This window comes from Gabonibacter massiliensis, from assembly GCA_001487125.1.
In the GTDB taxonomy this organism is placed as follows: Bacteria; Bacteroidota; Bacteroidia; order Bacteroidales; family Marinifilaceae; genus Gabonibacter; species Gabonibacter massiliensis.
Genome location: LN913013.1, coordinates 309131 through 329954, shown reverse-complemented (window position 1 = coordinate 329954; position 20824 = coordinate 309131). Strand labels below are relative to the sequence as shown.

Genomic DNA, 20824 nt, shown 5'->3' with positions numbered 1-20824 from the left:
CCCAAATCTTTCCCAAATTCAATTGTTTTTTTGTATCAAAATTAAAAGCAAAAGATATGAAAAAAATTATTGTATTTCTCATCTGTATCCTATGGTTTACCGGAACCTATGCTTACAATGATAAAATAGTAAACGACACGAATGCTCTGCCGGTAAAAGCTCGAAATTTCATAAAGAAACATTTCCCCCGGTCCGATATTTCGCACATGGAAGAAGAGGACGGAATCTGGTTATGGAAAAAATACGAAGTTATTTTAACGGATGGTTTCGATCTGGAATTCGATTACAAAGGAAGATGGACGGAGGTGGATTGCCAAAGACAACCCGTTCCTGTCGATATCATTCCGAAAAAGATTTACCAGTATGTAAAAACAAATTTTAAAGACCAAACAATCGTTTCCATAAAAAAAGAGGATAAAGGTTATGAAATCCAATTACTCAACGGGGCGGAACTGAAATTCGACAAAAATGAAAAGTTTCTGCGTTTCGATGATTAAATAAGCAAATCACTAAAATAATAACATTATGAAAACAAGATTCACTATTTTAATTCTATTGTTGGCTACAACATTAACCGCCACGAGTTGTGACAAGGATGACGATAACAACTACCGGCCGAATGAAAAAGTTATCGGTACGTTCAACTCTAAGTATCCCGATGCTCAACACGTCGAATGGGAGATAAAAAACAATTACAATGTAGCCGAATTCCGGAATAACGGAATCAAAACCGAAACTTGGATCAATTCATCCGGAATATGGTACATGACCGAAAGCGATATTCCGTTTGAGAGTTTACCGGAAGCAGTGAAGACGAGTTTCAACGCCAGCGAATACGCCCGATGGAGAAAAGAAGATGTGGATAAAGTGGAAAGAGCGGACATGGAAACCATTTACGTAATAGAGGTAGAACAAGGAAATCAGGAGATGGATCTCTATTACACGGAAGACGGGAACTTATTCAAAGCCGTACCGGATAACGATTCCGATAATTACCTGCCTACCTCTCTCCCCGAAGAGATAAAAAACTTTATCAATCAAACCTACGATAACGCACCTATCATCGATATGGAAATCGAGCTCGGTTTTATCGAAGTAGAAATATGGGATAACAATCGGAAAAAAGAGGTAATATTCGCGGCCAAAGACAACAAATGGCAACTCACGACCTGGGAAATTCGGGAAAATGAAGTACCGGCAGATATATTAAACCTGATCCGTTCCCGCTATGCCGATTATCTTATAGATGATATCGATTACGAAGAGAGAGCAAACGGCACGAACGTTTATCTTTTCGAACTGGAAAAAGGAAAAGAAGAGCTTCAAGTCGTGGTGGACTCCGAGGGAAATATATTGTAATTAATGTATTCATGAATCAAAATACTCCGCCGAAATTCGGCGGAGTATTTTAATTTCACCCTATCATTCACTATCTGCAATCGTCAACCTGCATTTCCATAAAAACCTATCCCTACCGATGAGGAGTACAACATAAAATATCCCCACAAATAGGGATTGCTACTACCTCCCTATCCCCTTACTTTTGCAAAAGTAGATTAAGGTATTTCGTTATTTCTTTGTTTTGTACCCGCCATTGTTCTGAAACGATGGCGGGTTTCGTTTCATATGTTACCGGAATAACCTCACCTCCACGGGATCGTCCTTCACCTCTACCCTTTTTTCGTATTCCTTCCCCTCATCATCCCAATATTTCAACGTGTATCCTTTATTCTTTTCGACGATAAACTCCAAAACATCATTCATATCCCGAGTCGGACCGGCCGTTCGTCCTCCGCCGACCTGATCGGAACCGCAAAAAATATCGATATTGCCGGCAATTCTGTCTTCCGATTTTTGCGAACATCCGGCATTTTTAAACATCATGACCCGCATCGCCACGTGGTTACCGTCCGATAATTGTTTATCAGCTACTTTTTTGTAGAGATCTATATAACGCTGAGTCACGTTCCATGCCGGAACATAGGTAATATTCTCATCCCAAACCAACGGAAAACTCTCTCCCGTGGACTTAAAGGAAGAAGCAAAAATAGCATGCTCCCGGTCTTCCGGATCGGCTTTACCCGCATCCGCCAAAAACCACGAGCGATTCAGTTCGTTCGGATAATACTCCGTGAAATACCACTCTCCGTCTACCCAAACCTCACACCAATTGTGATTACCGCGATTATCATGCCAATTAGGAGTTCCGGCAATACGGGAAGGGATACCGACCGCACGAAAAGCATCTGTCAACAAGATCGACAAACCGCTGCAGGATGCCATTCCCTGACGCATGGATTCGGAAGGATTCTGGTCCGGCTTTTCCCGGTTCGTATTGTAATCGACCCTCACCTCATCCCGTATATGTTTATTAACAGCCCATACGGCCTCTTTCAAGGTCTTACAATTCTCCACGTACGGAGTAAAACGATTGTAAAAATCGGAACGCCAATCATCGCGTTCCTCGTTCAAGCAAGCATAAGGCAATACCTCGTTCAAAAAAATAGAATCAGGTACGCTCTTCGCCCATTCGAAACGATTCCTTGCCTTATAAGCAGACTCCACATTATCCAAAAGGAATTTTCCTTTCATGGAGAGTAGATCCCGTTTCGGCATATACGCGATTAAAAACGCCACTCCCTCCTTCGTCTCCGGGGAAGCCTGCTTCAATGCCCAAGCCAATTCGCTCCGGTTCGAATCGGCCTTCGCCAAAGCCTCGTCCAACAAAGCGTGATATTTTTCAGGTACACCGTCATACTTGCTGCAAGCCATGCAGATACAACAAAACACGATCCAGCATATCCTTTTCATCTCAATACTGCTTGTTGCTAAAGTATTTCATGAATTGAGCCCGCTCGTATAAATCCGGATTCTCAATGGAGGAATAAGATAGCTGTCCCCTGTACTCCTCTACCGAATGGAAACCTTTGGATTCCATCCATTCCGATACGAATTGATTGATCTCCCCGATCACCGGAAGGCCTTTTTCGTAAAGCACGGAACAAAGTTGCACGGTAGTAGCCCCGGCCAGTAACATCTTAACCACAGCTTCTCCGCTATGCACTCCCGTGGAAGCCGAAATCTCCAATTGTTTATCTTTCCCGGCCAAGATTCCGGTCCATCTTAAAGTCGTTCTCAGCTCGTTCGCCGTACTGAATACGGAAGCCGCTCCCATTGTCATCGTGTTTATATTGATATCCGGTTCGTAAAAACGATTGAACATCGTTACGGCATTCGCACCATATGCCTTAAGCTTATCCACGAAAGCCGAAAGATTAGTAAAATAATGACTGATCTTCACCGATACCGGAATCTTTATCTGTTTCTTAATGGATTTCACTATTTCGAAATAAATATTTTCGACCTCGGCGCTCTCCGTAAACTCGTTGACAGGCAAAATAAAGACATTCAATTCCAAGGCATCCGCACCGGCCAACTCTAATTGATGGGCAAAAGTAACCCACTCTCCCCCGCTAAAACAATTGACACTCGCTATTACCGGAATGGTCAAACGACTTTTAGCCGTACGGACCAACTCTACATACTTTTGAATCGTGTTGGAACGAATATAGGCTTTAATATAATCTTCCGCTTCAGGATAGGCATCTCCCATACCGTAACCGGACTTAAATATTCCCACGCTCTCCTCGTTGATTTGCTCCTCAAAAATGGACTTCAAAACAACAGCTCCGACTCCCGCTTTTTCCATCTCTACCATTTTTTCTATATCCGAGGTCAAACCGCAACTACCGGCGACAATAGGGCTTACCAAATCCAACCCCATGTATTTCGTCTTTAAATTTGCCATATGAACAATATTTAATTAATAATGTATGTTACTTCTTTCAATTCCGATACCCGAAAATGGAACTCCCTACTCTGACCATGGTACTTCCCTCTTCCACGGCAATCGGATAGTCCCCGGACATTCCCATGGACAACTCTTTAAATGCCGGATCATGGGAGAAATAGTTTTGTTTCAAATCATCGAAAATCGTTTTCAAATGATGAAACTCTTTCCGAATCTGTTTCCTGTCCTCCGTGAAAGTAGCCATTCCCATCACACCCATGATATGTATATTCTTCATCCGGCCATAGTTTTCACTCTCCAACAACTCTTTAGCCTCCGCCTCATCCAAACCGAATTTAGTCTCCTCTTCTGCGATGTGGAACTGCAATAAACAGGGAATCACCCGTCCGTTCTTCTCTCCCTCCTTATTGATCGTATCCAGTAACCTTAAACTCTCCACTCCATGAATCATGGCAACGAAAGGAGCCACGTACTTCACCTTATTGGTCTGCAAATGACCGATCAAATGCCACTCTATATCTTTGGGAAGCGCCTCGTACTTCTCGACTAACTCCTGCACCCGGTTTTCTCCGAACACCCTTTGTCCTACCTTATAAGCCTCTTCGATCGCTTCTACCGGTTTTGTTTTGGAAACCGCAATCAATTTCACCCGCGAAGGTAAATTATTCAATACCTGCTTCAAATGCTCACTAATATCACTCATCTCATTTCAATTATACATTCCAAACGAACTATGAATTCACAAATATAGCGTAAAAAGATCATAATTTGTTATCGACTACCGACAAAATATAAAAGGCATTCGGATTATTTCAGGGATTTGTACTACTTTTGAAACACAAATCCAAAAACAGGAGCTGAGTATGTGCAGGTATTTTATTGAATTAGCTTACAACGGGAGAGAGTACAACGGCTGGCAAATACAACCGAACGCCCCTTCTGTCCAGGAAGATTTAAACCGGGCCCTCTCTCTCCTTCTCGGACAAGAGGTTAACGTTACTGGAGCCGGAAGAACGGATACCGGAGTACATGCCTCTTTTTTCGTGGCACACTTCGACAGTCGTACTCCGATCGAAGAGGTATCGGTTCTTACCGATAAATTGAACCGTTTTCTAAATAAAAACATTGCCATCAAACGAATTTATCCGGTAAAAGAGGAGGCTCATGCCCGCTTCTCCGCCCTCTCCCGTACTTACAAATATTATATCGACAAGGCAAAAGATCCTTTTACCTATCCGTTCACGTTTCGCATTCGTCCTTTACCGGATATAGACCGCATGAACGAAGCTTGCCGGATACTGTTCGAATACGATGATTTTACCAGTTTTTCGAAACTCCATACAGACGTGAAGACCAATAATTGCCGAATCATGGAAGCTCATTGGAAAGAAGAGAACGGTCAATTGGTATTTACCATAAAAGCCGACCGCTTTCTTCGCAACATGGTACGTGCCATTGTCGGTACTTTATTGCAAGTAGGACAACATAAAATTACACCGGAACAATTTCGCCGGATCATCGAATCCCGGAACAGGGGAAATGCCGGAACATCCGTTCCAGGAAACGCTCTTTTCCTTTGTGACATCGAGTACCCCGATCTTTTAAAACGCTAAACAAGACTTTATGAAAAATATCCTGACACTCTATCGGACCTTATGGTTGATCCTATGTTTTTCCTTTCCGGCCACAGCTTCAGAAGAGAAAATCACGCTCTCCGAAAAGGCTACCATCAGCATATTGACCTGTGCCCCGGGAAATGAACTCTACTCCCTGTTCGGACATACGGGTATACGGGTAACAGATCCAACCAACCGGATCGACGTCGTTTTCAACTACGGGACATTCGACTTCGATACCCAGGGGTTCTATCTGAAATTCGCCCGGGGATTACTTCCCTATCAACTTTCCATCAGCAACTATTACGGACCTTACGGTTTCCTTAGTGCATACGACAAACAGAAAAGAAGCATCTATTCTCAAACCCTTAACCTCGATTCCATACAGAAACAAGAGTTGATGAATCTTCTGTTAGAAAATTACGAGCCGCAAAACCGCTCTTACCTGTATAATTTCCTGTATGACAATTGCTCTACCCGGGTCCGGGATATCATTGAAAAAAGTTTGAACAACGAGATCACGTGGAAAACACTGGAACAGGACAAAAGTTTCTGGAATCTTTTGGACGAATACCTGCAACGTTCGCCCTGGACCCAATGGGGAATCCATACCATCCTCGGTTCCCCGGCCAATGCCGACGCCACGAACCGGGAGCAGATGTTTTTGCCCGACTACCTGATGTATGCCCTCGACTCGGCATATTATCCCGACGGAACCCGTTTGGCCCAGCCGATAGAAATCCTTTACCAGGCACCGGAACAGGATCATGCGACCCCTTGGTTTCTATCTCCTTTCTTCGTCTTTTTCATCGGCATGGGAGTATTGATTTTCATCTACCAAAAAGCCAAAAGAACTCGCCTCCTCGGAAGCTTGTCCGTACTCTTTTTCGCGGTAACCGGATTAATCGGATGCCTGATCGTTTTTTTAGGCTTTTTCACGAAACATCCTACCACTTTCCCGAACTTCAATATCCTATGGGCGAACCCTCTCAACCTGATTGCAGCCTTTTTTATAGCCCGGAAACACACTCCCCCGTTAATTGGCAACTACCTATTGATTTACTTAGGGTTCCTTATCATCGGACTGATCAGCTGGTTCTTTCTGACTCCGGCTGTTCTACCTTCGACACTGTTTATCATTATCTGGATGATCTATCTGACAATCTACACCCGCTATCTTAGACCCAGAATGAAATTTTCTTAAAACACCCTTGCAAATTCAAATAAAACCTCTATATTTGCACCCGCAATGAAAGCTGGTGCCATAGCTCAGTCGGTAGAGCAAAGGACTGAAAATCCTTGTGTCCCCGGTTCGATTCCTGGTGGCACCACGCAAAAGAGAGTCACGAAAGTGATTCTCTTTTTTATTATAGATTGACGATTTTAACTATAGAGCAACTTTCCCTTACGAACATAGTAATTCAACCGTTCGTTTAGTTTCTTAAAATCGCTCTCCCCGATAAGCATTTTAGTTAACAAAAACAAGAAGTAATTCTGATTCGGCATGCTTTAATATCTATCAGGTATACGCATGGCAGCCCGATTTTGACCGGAATAACCTTTCCCGTTGGGTGAAGAAAGGGTATCATCCGATTGAGACAGGGATACTTTATCTTTTTTGAATATAAGAGCAAGCCAGATTATTTCCTATATTTCGTCAACAGAATTTATCAACCATCCTATATTAGCCTGCATACGGCATTGGCATTTTACGGAGTGATACCGGAAGTAGTAGTACAAATTGTTAGTATATCATCGTTGAAAACCGCATCATTTAGCAATTGCATTGGAGAATATTCTTATCATAGTGTCAAAGAAAACCTAATGTTTGGTTACGAGTTTAAGCCAATGGCAGACAACCGCACCATCCAGTTTGCCACATCCGAAAAGGCATTACTTGATTTGCTGTATTTTTATCCGTTCTATAACAGCGAACAAGAATTGGAAGAATTGCGTTTGGATGAATATTATCTGAATAACAATTTGAACAAAGATTTGCTGATGGATTATTGCGATAAATTCCAAAGTAGAGCTCTTTTTCATAGGGTAAAACTGCTTCTTAAAACTTACCAACTTTAAGAGAATACTACTTCTTTCATTTTAAATAAAAGATTTCTTTCATTATATCGAAAGATTTCGTATCTTTACAGTGAAAGATTATTCATATTATAGTTAAGAATATGATACGGCAGGAAGAAATAGCTTTAGTTATAGATGCACAGCGGGAAACTTTTTTGAAACGAGATTCCGGTTTCACCCGTGATGCGCTCTCTGAAATACCCGTTGCAGATTCGTTTGCCACGATAATAACCGGAATACGCCGATGCGGAAAAAGTACCTTGCTTCTGCAACTGCTTCGCCGGGATTATCAGGATGCTATATACCTCAATTTCGATGATATACGTCTATCCGGTTTTGAAACCGGAGACCTTGTACGCCTTCACCGGGAAATAGAAAAACGTGGAATAAAAGTACTCTTTTTTGATGAAATACAAACTGTCAAAGGATGGGAAACGTATATCAATCAGCTTTTGCGCGAAGGATACAAGGTATTTATAACAGGTTCCAACGCTTCTATGCTTAGTGTAGAATTAGGAACACATTTAACAGGCAGGCATTTGACTATGGAACTGTTTCCTTTTTCTTATTCGGAATTTATCCGGTTTAAAATATTAAATAGCGGAGAGAACTCCGTAATGGATTATCTGAAAAACGGAGGAATACCCGAATATCTTAAAACCGGAGCATCTATTATTCTGAATGCATTAGTGGACGATATATTAATGCGGGATATAGCTGTCAGGAATAATATCCGTGATGTAATCTCATTGAGGCAATTAACAGCATACCTGATAACGAATATAGGGAATCTCGTTTCTGCAAACAAGCTCGTTGGAATGTTTGATATCAAATCACCGGCTACTTTTCTGGAATATTTTTCATTCCTGAAAGATGCTTATCTATTTGAATTTATCCCCATATTCAGTCATTCATTGAAGGTACAGGCACGTAATCCCAAAAAGATATATGTTATGGACTTGGGAATCTATACGGAAAACGCTATATCGATAAGCGACAATATGGGAAGACGTTTAGAGAATCTCGTATTTTTGCATTTACGCCGGAAATACAAGCATATCTTTTATTACAAAGACCGTGGCGAATGTGATTTCATCACAATGGAAAAGGGTACGGTAAAAGAAGCCATACAGGTATGCCTGACCATAGACGATGAGAATTTTGAAAGAGAATACAACGGTTTGCTTGTAGCCATGCAGAATCTCGGCATAAAAGAAGGAAGTATCGTAACCCTCAACCAAAGTGATACATTTGAGAAGTACGGCATGACAATCAGAATGATACCTGCTCATATGTTTTTTCAAGAATGAGGGTTAGTCAGATACAATTAAAATATATTTGTCGCAAATTTGCAAAAGCAATTGCGCACATGGCAACTCTATTTTGACTGGAATAGCCTTCATTATGCTAAGAAAGGATTACAGAAAACAGTCGATTTGAAGAAGAAGCAAAAAGACTTCGAACACTTACTTTTCAATAAAACAAATAGCGAGAAGATTTTGCGATTTGGGGAATTTGTAGGTTCGTTTACAGAATAATTCGATTCGAAACGTACATTTCGGAATAAAGGAAAGGCGAATTAAAATACCAACATATAACGAATAAAAGAATCTCAATATCTTAATAGTGACACCACTTTTTAAAAATATGCCATAAAAAGATAATTATCCTATTCTTTTACAATATGTTGTGTCATCTGAAACCAGATAAAGAAGTAACCCACTGGATAATTTCAACGAGTTCTCAGGTTTCAGGCAGTCGTCGAAGACAGGAGATTTTCTTTTGCAGCGGGGTTATGCCGGAAAACAGCTCCGACTATCCGGCAATGTTCCAATTCCTTACAGTCGCCGCAAGTTCCGAATCCTTTTTCAGATACACATTTGCGGATTTCACAATAATCGCTGCAATAGGCAAATTTCACCCCGACGGATCGGCATCCCGTACAGTTGATCGTCGCAGCCGTAATCTCCGGGGCATTATTCATTACGCTCCATTTCCGAGCCGTCCTTTCTCTCAACTCATTGTCATTCCTGACCGTGGCGATACGGGCCTCGCAACTTTCGCAATCCAACCCGCAACAGGCTATCAGTTGTTTCGTCATCATCAAAATACAACACATTCAAATCTTCCGATGTACAAACTTGCCATCTATCCAAAACGTAGCGTGATGCCCGGTAAATTTCAACAAAACATAATTCGGGTCCGTTACTCCTCCCGTGAAATGCTCTATAAACCAACCTTGCCAAAATTTCTCCAAAGAGACCTTATCGGTAATAATTTCGACGATCCCTGTCAGGACGACACTGTTCCCGTTTTCGGAAAAACATAAACCGGCTTTCGGATTTCCGGCAAAATCTCGTGTCTTCAATGAATCTTTCCCGGTAGCCATCCACACCTCCGCATATCCTTCCGAATGGATTTTGCTCATGGGAACGGGACGAGGGAATCCCCCATTATTTACGGATGCAACAACAACCGTTTCGCATCGCTTCAACATTTCTGCCGCCTGTTCTTTCAATGTTTTCATTTCAATTGTCTTATTCGTTTGAAAAATAAATTAACCACATACTCTATCATTCCATTGTATAAAAACGACTTTATGAAGAAACGCAGCTTAAAGTAACATCCTCGGGACAAAATATAATCTTCGTATGTAAGAAACTTATGCCGAATACAATTATCTTCGCCTTTAGAAATCGTTTACAAGATACAAATTTGCATTGAATGGCGCAAACCTGCAAAAACGTTATTCGATTATCAATACTAAACATATTCTTATACTTTTGTTTTTATAAAAGCAGCCGTCGGAAATGAGTACAAAAAAATATGATTTCAGCCATACGAGATCAATCGATACGACCAGAGAAGAGCTATGGGCAAAACAACATTTATCAGCCTCGGATATCGATTACAGCATTTGGGAAAAGGATAAAAATATTCTCCGCCAGATGTCAAGATTTAACCGAAACTGTACCTTTGTCGTCGATGTATTCAAATGCAGATATGCTTTTGCGTCCTCTAATTTTGTCGATATGTTAGGGTACGACAGTCATAAGATCACAACCATTGAGAGACAAGGGGACTACCTAGAATCACGTATCCATCCCGACGATTTGACACGGTTAAAAACGTTACAGGTCCTATTGGGGAAATTTATTTACAGTTTGCCCATCGAACAAAGAAACAACTATTGTAACATATACGGGTTTCGGGTACGTAATGCGAAACAAAAATACATACGGGTGGTCAGCAAACATCAGGTTTTGGAACAAGACCGTAACGGAAAAGCCTGGCTTATCGTAGGTTGTATGGACATCGATCCCGATCAGAAAAAATTCGATCAGGTAGACTGCACCGTATTCGATCTTAAAAACGGAGAGATGTTTTCTCCCTCCGCTTTATCGACACCCTCCGTACATTTGACCCAAAGGGAAACGGAAATATTACGACTGATCCAAAAAGGATCGCAAAGCAAAGAGATCGCAAATAAACTCCATATCAGCATCCACACGGTGCATATCCACCGCCAAAACTTACTCCGGAAACTGGGAGTACAACACTCTATTGAGGCTATTAACGCGGGTATCGAATTAGGCTTACTTCATTAATAATGGAATACACGATACCGGATTACTTATTTATGGCAGCCATTCCACGACGCCCGTGACAGGATGTGACTTTCTCCATCGCTCAAATTCGGCATAATTTTCCACCCCATATTGTAGAACAGCCTGATAATACTCCACTCCCATAATCTTTTCCGTTTCAGGCGTTTCGTATTTCAATTGCAAGATCGTCCGCCTGGCCCGATCGGTCAACACGGCGGAAACACGTTCGGCAACTCGTTCGAAATAACCGTCATACCGGGAGCCTTTCTGGATATGGATCATATCGATCTGCCAAAGTTCACCCTCGGCATCCCGATACCAGGCATGCCACTCCACACAAGATTCTACGGTATGCAACAGGTTGACACACTCTATTCTTTGAATAGAGATATTTTCTGCCAATTGTGACATGGCTTTAAAACTGTCTGACAAAACCAATGGCGAAGAATAGATGTGAAAATCGATATCCCGGTGCTTCATCAGCAATCCCATTCTCAAAGAACCTACCAAATTGACTCGCGCACCGATACTCTCCCATATCGGAATAACACGAGTGGCTTCTACGATTTCCCAAGCCTTCTGCTGATTTTGTTTTGCAATATCGAGGAGATCCATCTTTCTTTATTCGAACGAGTGACAAAAATAGAAAAAAGAGCCAAAATATAGCTATAAATAACTATTTAATACCCGATCGGACCGAACTAACTTTGTCTCCCTTTCAAAACATTTCAATACAATAGTAAAAACTTTATGGTATTCAATAAAACAGAAGAACAGGAAAAAAAGTATTTACAACAGATCATAGGCCTTATAGCGGCCATGATAAATAATACGGACAGATCGGTTAAAGAACAGGTTGATACGTTACAGGAATACAAGGAGTACCTGTGGTCCAATAAAGATATCGATCCACACGAGATTCGTTCCATGAGAGAAAGTATTCTAAATCATTTTGCTTTGGGAGAAAGCATTATTGACAAACGCAAACGATTGGCTAAAATGCTGGATACCCCTTATTTCGGACGAATAGACTTTACAGAAAATAAGGACGGTAATAGAATTACCCCCATTTACATCGGAATACACACATTCTACGATCCCGATAAAAAAATGAACTTAATCTACGATTGGAGAGCTCCTATTGCAAGCCTATTTTACGATCACGAGTTAGGAAAAGCCGTTTATTCCTCTCCTGCCGGTAAAGTAAGCGGAGATATCTCACTAAAACGTCAATACCGTGTACGAAACGGCAGGATGGAATATATGATCGAAAGTTCCCTGACTGTTCATGATGATATTTTACAACGAGAACTAAGTGCCAATGCCGACGACAAAATGAAGCATATCGTTACGACCATCCAGCGGGAGCAAAACCGGATTATCCGCAACAACGAGGCGGATGTACTTATCATTCAGGGAGTCGCCGGATCGGGTAAAACATCTATTGCATTGCATCGTATCGCTTATTTGCTTTACACCCTGAAAGGAAACATCTCGTCCAAAGAGATACTGATCATCTCGCCAAACAAGGTTTTTGCCGATTACATCTCCAACGTACTACCCGAACTCGGAGAAGAGAACGTACCTGAAATCGGCATGGAACAGATCCTTTCCAGCGTGCTGGATAACAAATACAAATACCAAAATTACTTTGAACAGATAACAGAACTACTCGAGGGGGCAGATCAGGATTTTATCGAACGGATACGCTACAAAGCCTCGTTCGATTTTATCGCGCAACTCGATCGGTTTATTCTTTACCTGGAAAATCGCTATTTTCAAGCAAAAGAGGTCAAGCTAACCGAACAGATCACGGTTCCTGCCGAATTTATCGAAGAACAATTCAAACGTTTCAACCGTTCCCCCATACGCCAGCGTTTCGAAGCCATGACCGATTATATAATAGAAAGAATGTACCTCCAATACAACTTCAAAATTGCCGCCGCCGAGAAAAACCGATTAAAAAAGGAGATAAAGAAGATGTTTGCCGGAAACAACGACCTCCAAGTTTATAAGGACTTTTTCAAATGGATCGGGAAGCCGGAAATGTTAAAGGCAGGTAAAAACCGCCAATTAGAATATACGGATTTAGCTCCTTTGGCCTATTTGCACATCGCCTTGTCCGGAAATACCCCTCGGTACAGGGTCAAACATCTTTTAATCGATGAAATGCAAGATTATACCCCGATACAATACAGGGTCATCCAAAAGCTCTACCCCTGCCGGAAAACTATTCTGGGAGATGCGAATCAATCCGTCAATCCTTACGGTTCGTCCACTGCCGACACGATCATGAAGGCATTTGCGAAAGGAGAAGTCATGAAACTCTGCAAAAGCTACCGATCGACTTTTGAAATCACGAATTTTGCCCAGAAAATTCAAACGAATGGAGAATTACAGCCCGTCGAACGACACGGAAAACAACCTGATGTCCTTCAATTTCAAAATATGGAAGATCAAATTTCCGGCATAATCGATTTGATCTCCTCTTTTAGAATATCCGGGTATAAATCACTCGGTATTATCTGTAAAACGGAATTACAGGCAAAAGAGATGATGGAAAACCTCCAGCCCCATACCGGTGAAATTTACTTTCTATCCAATCAAAGTCCAGCTTTCGTGAAAGGTATAATCGTTACTTCGGCTCATATGGCGAAAGGACTGGAATTCGACGAGGTCATCGTTCCTCAGGCGGACCGTGTGAATTATCACTCGGAAATAGAAAGAAATATGCTTTACGTGGCCGTAACGAGAGCGATGCATAAATTATCACTTACTTACTGCGGAAAACAGAGTGAACTCATTCCTGCTTCCCCGAAGCTATAATAAGACCTGAATATAATCACGGTATTTCTCTACGCTTAAAAGAAAAAAGTCGCAGAACGGATAATCACTCGTAAAAATCTCTACTGTTTTTTACGAGTGATCTTTTCCCTTGCAACTATCGATTCACGGGTAACTGGATCTCCGTCAGCCACTCGTCCACCGACACTTTGTTCCAAATACCGTCCATGTAACAAAAACGAGGTCTTCCGCTAACCTCATAACCATTCGCCTCGGCATAGGCATACAGCTCGGCAATCTCTTCAAGACTAAATCCCAATCGTTTAAGATAAACGATTCTTGTCATTTGCCTGAGCTGACCAATATCATAGTAACGATAACCTGTCCACTCATCCACTTCGAAAGGGATAAGTAATCCTATTTCCTCGTAGTGACGAAGCGTTTTGACCGTGACCTGGCACAATTTGGAAAACTCTCCGATTTTAAACCTCATTTTACTTTTCATAAACTCCCGCGCATTTGTTTACAACACAAAGATAAGTCCTCCCCTAAGGTACGAGTCAAGAGATTTATCGAAAATATTTCTTTTTAACCATCGCAAATAAAATAGGTAATATATTACGTATTTTGTTTGTTTTCAAATACGATTTTCGTATCTTCACATAAAATAGATAATATATAACACTATGGATATATAAAAATTTATAGTCTCCGTACCATCGTGAGCATCGAACGAGGTAAAGGCAGCCTGTCGCCCGCAACTTTATGTAAAACAGCTGCCGCATTAGGATCAGAGATAACCGCTGTCGTTAAAAGAATCATATAATCATGAGAAAAGCACAAATATTCGTCAATAACATTTTAGCCTATTTCATACACCTGATAAAGACAGCCTATACCGACACGATCGGAGCAGTAACGTTCCATAACGCATAATATAATACTAAATACGATAATGAAAGAGACAATTGCCCCTTGCGGTATGGATTGCGAATTATGCCATTCCTATCAAAACGATAAAAAAAAATGTCCGGGATGCAGGAACAGAAGTACGAATTGTGTCATTCGAAACTGTGACAAGAGACAATCTTATTGTTTCGAATGTACCCGTTTTCCGTGTAAACGCCTACAAACGCTCGACACAAGATACCACACGAAATATGGCATGGGCATGCTTGATAATCTTACTTATATCCGGGAATACGGAGAAGAAGCTTTTCTTAGCCGGCAAGCCTACCTACATACCTGTCCCGATTGCGGCAAATTGAAAACGGTACATTATGACGATTGTATTTATTGTAAACAATTAAAACGAGATAGAATGAGAACCTTCCAGCCACCCGCTTCGGAAGAGTTGCTCCGCATGATAGGAGAACCCTTACACCGGGTCTGGACGGATCTTTGCCGGTTAATCGAACAGAAATACGAGATGGAAAAACGATGGAATCACGGGGGCAAAGCCTGGAAATACGAATGCAAATACCGCAAAGGCGGAAAAACGTTATGTGCTTTATATGCCAAAGAAAACAACTTGGGTTTTATGATCATTTTAGGCAAAGAAGAACGGACTAAATTTGAATTTGATAAAGAATCCTATTCAACAGAAGTACGAAAAGTATACGAGGAAACTAAAACGTACCATGACGGGAAATGGCTAATGTTTGAATTAAAGGATACATCCCTATTTCCCGATATGGAAAAATTACTGTACATCAAACGTAGACCGACACCTACCTTAAAAGAAAGCATCAATGTTGTCAAATAAAACCAAAAGGATCCGGTTAAAGACCGAATTTCCTCTACCGATCATCTCCGAATCTTATCCTTAAACGATAGCAAGGCATGAACGAATACAACCGTTTTCACAATACCTTATTTCGAATTATCCTTTAGTCTTACCAGCGGACGATTCAGTCCGTTGACGATATTCTTTATCACCAGAATGAATACCGTGAATAAACAAAAAACGACATCTCCTTTTATGTTTATAATATAAGATCTTTTATTACAACTTTTACCTGTTTTTACTCTATTATTCACAGAAAAAGTTATCTTTGCAAGAAGATGTGAAAGGATATGCAGAATCATTTACTACTGGAACAAGTCTTTACTTCAACGATAAACACGGATAATAAAAGAGTATACATTGCCAGCTATCCGACCGTAAACTTTTTTAAACTATTCAATAAAATAAGATCATACGGCCTGTTTCTCCTTTCATTAACGTTAGTAGCATGTAACCCGGCAAGAGACCATGTCTACACGACAAAAGAGCGGCGGTCCATCGATAGTACCGTACGGGCAAACCGCTCCTTGGATTCGTTGGAAAGCCTGTTGCAACATTTTTCCGCAGCCAACGATAAAATAGGCATTATTTATACCTGCAAAGAACTCGGCAAACGCTACCGGGAAACAAGCCGTTTCACGGAAGCCATAGAACAACACCGGAAAGGGTTAAACACCGCCGTCGAACTTCACGATACATTGGAAATCATACAGGCACTGAATAATATAGGTACCAATTTCCGCCGTCTCGGGATTCTCGACGAAGCATCCTCTTACCATTATCAGGCTTTAGCCTACTGTGAACAATACAGCGATAAGAAAAGCTATACGTCCCAAAAAAACCGGGTGGTCTCCCTGAACGGTATCGGGAACGTACATTTGACACTAAATAACAAAGAAGAGGCCGATACGGTCTTTAGAGCAGCCCTTGCCGGGGAACGGGAGTTAAACAGCCCTTTGGGACAAGCTATCAACTACGCCAATTTGGGCGCTATATTCGAATCCCGCAACCTGATCGATTCGGCATGGATGTATTACCGTCATTCATTGGAATTTAACCGTCAGGCAAAATCCGACCTGGGCATTTCGTTATGTCATACCCATTTCGGAAGACTTTACGAACAAGTAAAGAAATGGGATAAAGCGCTTGAAGAATACCGCGTAGCCTACGACCTGATGGAGAAAAGCAGCGATCGTTGGCATTGGTTGGAATCCTGCCTTGCTTTGGCAAGAGTCAATATATCCAAAGGCGACCTTCCGGCAGCACGGCAATACCTGCAACAGGCAAAACACACGGCAGAAGGGATTCACTCGTTGGAGCATTTGGCATCGGTATATAATTTATACCACCTCTGGTACGAAAAACAAGGGGATTGCCGAAAAGCGTTAGATTACTATCTACAAAGTATCGCGTACGCCGATAGCGTCAGCAACACCAAAAACATCAATCACATGCAGAACGTCCGCGTGAAATACGAACGGGAGAAAAGCCAACGGGAGATGGAGCTGGTGCGACAAAACTACGAAACCCGGCAAAGACTTAAAAATATCGTTATCATTGCCTGCTTATCCGTTTTGTTATTAGCTATTGCCGTAATGGTATTTTTATGGTATGCCCTGAAAATGCGTTCCCGCAATCAACGGATGATGCAACAGATGGAAAAGGTGCGCACCCAATTTTTTACCCATATCACCCATGAATTCCGAACTCCGCTTACCGTTATTCTCGGGATAGGCAAACAAATACAAGCGGGTAAACCGGAAAAAGGAGAAAGCCTCGAATCTTTAGGAACGATGATTGTAAGACAAGGAGATAATCTATTGGGATTAATCAATCAGCTGTTAGACATCTCAAAAATAAAATCCGCGGTAGGAAAACCGGATTGGCGCACGGGAGATGTAATTGTGTACCTGCGCATGATGGTAGAGAGTTATCAAGCGCTTGCCCGTCAAAAACACATCGAACTCTGTTTCGTGCCTGCCGAAACAAGCGTTATCATGGACTTCGCTCCCGATTACCTGCGAAAGATCGTACGCAATCTCATCTCCAATGCATTGAAGTTCACTCCCGAAAACGGGAAAATATTCATTACCTCCAAACAAAAAGAAAAACATCTCCTGATCCGTATCATGGATACGGGAAGGGGCATAGCCAAAGAGGACCTACCTCATATCTTTGAAGCTTTTTATCAGGGCGAAAACAGTCAAACGGGTGTCGGAACAGGCATAGGGCTATCGCTGGTTTACCAGATCATCGAGAGTATCGGGGGAGAGATAAAAGTCCAAAGCGCACCGGGTAAAGGTTCCGTATTTACCGTAACGCTACCGATACAACACGATAGTGAAGAGCCATTGGAAGAATGGACGCCGGATTTCCGGATAGAATCCATAACCGCGGAGGTGCTGCCGGAAGAGATGAGCTTACCCGATAAGGAACAAACGAATGATACGCGTCCGACCCTGTTGATCGTAGAAGACAATACCGACGTATCCCATTATATCGGTTCTCAACTGAAAGCCCGTTATCGCGTACAATATGCCCGTAACGGTGATGAAGGACTGGAAAAAGTCATGGAGCTGATGCCCGACCTGCTCATTACCGATTTAATGATGCCGGGAATGGACGGTTATGAGCTATGCCGTCAAATTCGAACATCGGAAATATCGAACCATATTCCTATCATCATCATCTCTGCCAAATGCGAAGAGCATAATCGTATCGAAGGATTGCAAGCCGGTGCCGATGCATACCTCTATAAACCTTTCAATTCGGACGAATTAAACATAAGAGTGGAAAAATTACTCGAACAACGCCGCCTGTTGCGAGAGAAATACTCGCTTGCCTTGAATCAGGGAATGGAACAAACGATCAAACTGGTACCGGCCGAACAGGAGTTTTTGAATAAACTAATCAATATCATCTATGTACAAATGAACACCGGTGAATTCGACGGAGAGACCATTTCAGGCAAGATGTTTATGAGTCGTTCCCAACTGAACCGTAAAATTCTTTCCATCACCGGTTACAGCACGGCAGCCTATATCCTTCAAATCCGAATGGGAAAAGCCAAACGTCTGTTAACCTCGGATGAAGAAACGCCTATCGGAGAGATTGCCGTTAAATGCGGCTTTGCAGACGTGGCACATTTTTCGCGTCTGTTTAAACAAACATGTCAAATGACACCGTCACAATACCGGAAAAGAGGAAAATAAAAACAATTCCCGATTAAGAATTCAAAGATTCCGCACTTCGACGATTTAGAGATTCGGAGATTTCGTCTCTTTTTATTCCCATCTGCATTTGACTGAATATACTATTTATTATCAGTTATTTATCGTTTCATCATGACACATATCGTCAAATCGTACATTTGACAATGCTACACATGGTCAAAAAGTTGACTAAAATATCCAAACAGGTAATTTTTTTATCTCCTTACTTTGTTTACAGTCAAGTTACCTATTCAAAAATGTCGAGCATGAACGAAGAAAAATCCGATAAACCCAAACTGACTTATGAGGAGGTACAACAAATTATAGACGACCAGCTCAGCAGTATCGAAACGGCAGAGAAAATGAAAAAAATACAAGAAATCAGATGCCCGGCAGCGAATTCGGTTAAAAGATCCCTGCCGGAAAAGAAACAGCGAAACAGATTCAGGAGTTACCTCCGAAAACTGTTTAAATGCGGATCGTGAAACACTTCAATTACTAACCCATTAAAATAAACTCCTATGAATCAACTTGCCGACAATGTAAAAAATCTTATCTCCTCCAAAAAGCGAGCGGGAAATGATCGGAGACACTCTCGGTTTACCATTGTATCACTTTTAAATTATAGAAGTCATGAAAAAAACAATACCTATTGTCGTCATACTGACTCTTCTCTCCTATCCCGGAACATTAGCCCACGGACAAGGACTTCTTAAGAAAATCAAGCAGAAAGCAGAGAAAGTACTTAAGCAGCAAGAAGAGAAACAGAAAAAACAACAGACGGACACGACCGACGAAAGTCTGTTCTATGTTGACGAATTCGAAAACGAAGAAGAACCCGTCCTGGGGCCCAATTCGCCGGATGCCCCTAAACTCCTTTCATTCACTATCGGTAAAGAAAAAGGTAAATTCAATCATGAAAAAGGAACAATCGAGATTACTGTAGAACCGGACATAGATTTCAATCAGATTGTGCCCTATATGACGGCCACCGAAGGTGCTTCGATATCCCCGAAATCAGGTCAGACTCTTAATTTCAGAAAAGGCGGTTATATTACGGTAAGGGATAAAGAGGGGCGTAAACGCGTTTACGAACTTACGCTCAACATCCGGGGAATGGAAAAAAAGGACCTTCGTACCGGGGTAAAGCAGGGTACCCTGCAAATGCGTAATACGATCCAAGGTTTTCCGGAAATGAAATGTACCTACTATTTTGATCATTACGGGAAGCTGTTCGCCATGATGACCACAATGGGTACAGGGGCAATCTACGATTACGATAAAGGAAAAATCACCCTGCTCTCTGCTGTCCCCACGGTCGAAAAGGTCAAACGAGATGTCGAAAAAGTAGCGAACCTTCAAACCGTCGAGCTCAAGGAACCGACCATGAAGGAGCTGGAAAACGCAATGAAAAACGGACTGAAAGAGGTGGAGTTCGTCTACGACATATATGAAATTCCCCATTTAGAGGATAAACTGGAATGTCCCTTGATCAGCAATTACGAAAAAATGCCGCCCGCATTCCTTTCGCTAATGAACGCCCGCAAACTACCCCACACCACGGTGGCCGGAAAATCCTGTTTTACCCTGGAGTTTGCAGACCCGGAAAGCGGAATGAGCATGTTATATTATTGTTGGAATAATATTCATTTCGGGGGAGGAATACGGGGGCTGGCATGGACCCAGGTAGAAAACTTCAGCGAAAGCGTACCCGACGGCATTTTCTTACCCCCGAAAAACTATCGTCCCCGGGCGGAATATCAGGCTGAAATTAATGCCATAGTCGAAGCAGCCGGAAAAAAACTGCAACAACACGTGCAACCGTTTATGGAAACTCCCGAGGTCCAGGCCCTAAAGACTTTCCTCGAGGCAGAAATGCGAGCGCAAGGTGTCAAAAATGAAATTACTAACCCCTAAATCCATACCGA

Annotated in this window: 18 protein-coding genes, 1 tRNA gene and 2 pseudogenes; 14 read left to right on the top strand and 7 right to left on the bottom strand. The window is 41.9% G+C overall.

Annotated elements, in window-relative coordinates; all coding sequences use genetic code 11:
* Positions 1-56 precede the first annotated feature (56 nt).
* Positions 57-497 carry a PepSY-like domain-containing protein gene (locus BN3283_RS05660; RefSeq protein WP_059026030.1) on the top strand — a complete coding sequence of 147 codons (441 nt, stop codon included), beginning with the start codon at positions 57-59 and terminating at the stop codon, positions 495-497.
* A gap of 28 nt (positions 498-525) precedes the next feature.
* Positions 526-1359, top strand: coding sequence for a PepSY-like domain-containing protein (locus BN3283_RS05655; RefSeq protein ID WP_059026029.1), 834 nt, complete (start codon positions 526-528; stop codon positions 1357-1359).
* Between the two features lie 270 nt (positions 1360-1629).
* Here the strand turns inward: BN3283_RS05655 and BN3283_RS05650 are convergent, their stop codons facing one another.
* The 3 genes from BN3283_RS05650 to BN3283_RS05640 are packed head-to-tail and all read right to left on the bottom strand — an operon-like array spanning position 1630 to position 4514.
* The gene (locus BN3283_RS05650) at positions 1630-2811 is read right to left on the bottom strand and encodes a transglutaminase-like domain-containing protein (protein WP_059026028.1); all 1182 of its coding nucleotides are present in this window, start codon (positions 2809-2811) and stop codon (positions 1630-1632) included.
* A 1-nt stretch (position 2812) separates the two neighbouring features.
* Positions 2813-3808 (bottom strand): dihydroorotate dehydrogenase-like protein, encoded by a 996-nt coding sequence (locus BN3283_RS05645; protein WP_059026027.1) that lies wholly within the window; start codon positions 3806-3808, stop codon positions 2813-2815.
* 37 nt (positions 3809-3845) lie between these two features.
* The gene (locus BN3283_RS05640) at positions 3846-4514 is read right to left on the bottom strand and encodes a YggS family pyridoxal phosphate-dependent enzyme (protein WP_059026026.1); all 669 of its coding nucleotides are present in this window, start codon (positions 4512-4514) and stop codon (positions 3846-3848) included.
* A gap of 160 nt (positions 4515-4674) precedes the next feature.
* Here BN3283_RS05640 and truA point away from each other — a divergent pair, with 160 nt between their 5' ends.
* The 5 genes from truA (at position 4675) to BN3283_RS05615 (ending at position 8816) form a co-directional block, all read left to right on the top strand.
* Positions 4675-5424 carry a tRNA pseudouridine(38-40) synthase TruA gene (truA, locus tag BN3283_RS05635; protein ID WP_082667075.1) on the top strand — a complete coding sequence of 250 codons (750 nt, stop codon included), beginning with the start codon at positions 4675-4677 and terminating at the stop codon, positions 5422-5424.
* 10 nt (positions 5425-5434) lie between these two features.
* Positions 5435-6631 (top strand): Lnb N-terminal periplasmic domain-containing protein, encoded by a 1197-nt coding sequence (locus BN3283_RS05630; protein WP_059026024.1) that lies wholly within the window; start codon positions 5435-5437, stop codon positions 6629-6631.
* Between the two features lie 54 nt (positions 6632-6685).
* Positions 6686-6758: transfer RNA gene (locus tag BN3283_RS05625), tRNA-Phe, on the top strand.
* Positions 6759-7251: 493 nt separating this feature from the next.
* Positions 7252-7506, top strand: coding sequence for a hypothetical protein (locus BN3283_RS14660; RefSeq protein WP_237143267.1), 255 nt, complete (start codon positions 7252-7254; stop codon positions 7504-7506).
* A 101-nt stretch (positions 7507-7607) separates the two neighbouring features.
* Positions 7608-8816, top strand: coding sequence for an ATP-binding protein (locus BN3283_RS05615; RefSeq protein ID WP_059026023.1), 1209 nt, complete (start codon positions 7608-7610; stop codon positions 8814-8816).
* A 440-nt stretch (positions 8817-9256) separates the two neighbouring features.
* Here the strand turns inward: BN3283_RS05615 and BN3283_RS05605 are convergent, their stop codons facing one another.
* Together BN3283_RS05605 and BN3283_RS05600 are read right to left on the bottom strand one after the other, a co-directional pair.
* A complete protein-coding gene (locus BN3283_RS05605; protein WP_041505018.1) occupies positions 9257-9607 on the bottom strand; it encodes a DUF3795 domain-containing protein in 351 nt (116 codons plus the stop codon).
* 18 nt (positions 9608-9625) lie between these two features.
* Positions 9626-10033: a pyridoxamine 5'-phosphate oxidase family protein gene (locus BN3283_RS05600; RefSeq protein ID WP_059026021.1), complete on the bottom strand. Its 408-nt coding sequence runs from the start codon at positions 10031-10033 to the stop codon at positions 9626-9628.
* Between the two features lie 283 nt (positions 10034-10316).
* Here BN3283_RS05600 and BN3283_RS05595 point away from each other — a divergent pair, with 283 nt between their 5' ends.
* Positions 10317-11114 carry a LuxR C-terminal-related transcriptional regulator gene (locus BN3283_RS05595; RefSeq protein ID WP_059026020.1) on the top strand — a complete coding sequence of 266 codons (798 nt, stop codon included), beginning with the start codon at positions 10317-10319 and terminating at the stop codon, positions 11112-11114.
* Positions 11115-11144: 30 nt separating this feature from the next.
* On the opposite strand, the gene BN3283_RS05590 is transcribed toward BN3283_RS05595, so the two are convergent.
* A complete protein-coding gene (locus BN3283_RS05590; RefSeq protein WP_041503859.1) occupies positions 11145-11729 on the bottom strand; it encodes a hypothetical protein in 585 nt (194 codons plus the stop codon).
* Between the two features lie 135 nt (positions 11730-11864).
* Here BN3283_RS05590 and BN3283_RS05585 point away from each other — a divergent pair, with 135 nt between their 5' ends.
* A complete protein-coding gene (locus BN3283_RS05585) occupies positions 11865-13940 on the top strand; it encodes a HelD family protein (protein ID WP_059026019.1) in 2076 nt (691 codons plus the stop codon).
* Positions 13941-14178: 238 nt separating this feature from the next.
* Here the strand turns inward: BN3283_RS05585 and BN3283_RS14805 are convergent.
* Positions 14179-14403: pseudogene (locus tag BN3283_RS14805) on the bottom strand (MerR family DNA-binding transcriptional regulator); the annotation flags it as partial.
* Positions 14404-14853: 450 nt separating this feature from the next.
* Here BN3283_RS14805 and BN3283_RS14655 point away from each other — a divergent pair.
* The 5 genes and pseudogenes from BN3283_RS14655 to BN3283_RS05555 all read left to right on the top strand — a co-directional run.
* A pseudogene (locus tag BN3283_RS14655) lies at positions 14854-15018 on the top strand (DUF3795 domain-containing protein); the annotation flags it as partial.
* A 201-nt stretch (positions 15019-15219) separates the two neighbouring features.
* Positions 15220-15663: a DUF3788 domain-containing protein gene (locus BN3283_RS05575; protein ID WP_059027183.1), complete on the top strand. Its 444-nt coding sequence runs from the start codon at positions 15220-15222 to the stop codon at positions 15661-15663.
* Between the two features lie 311 nt (positions 15664-15974).
* Positions 15975-18896: an ATP-binding protein gene (locus BN3283_RS05565; RefSeq protein WP_286137543.1), complete on the top strand. Its 2922-nt coding sequence runs from the start codon at positions 15975-15977 to the stop codon at positions 18894-18896.
* Between the two features lie 266 nt (positions 18897-19162).
* Positions 19163-19381, top strand: a complete 219-nt coding sequence (locus BN3283_RS05560; protein ID WP_147625547.1) for a hypothetical protein — start codon at positions 19163-19165, stop codon at positions 19379-19381.
* Positions 19382-19529: 148 nt separating this feature from the next.
* On the top strand, positions 19530-20813 hold the full coding sequence (locus tag BN3283_RS05555) for an SGBP N-terminal domain-containing protein (protein ID WP_059026015.1): 1284 nt from the start codon (positions 19530-19532) through the stop codon (positions 20811-20813).
* The last annotated feature ends 11 nt before the right edge of the window (positions 20814-20824 follow it).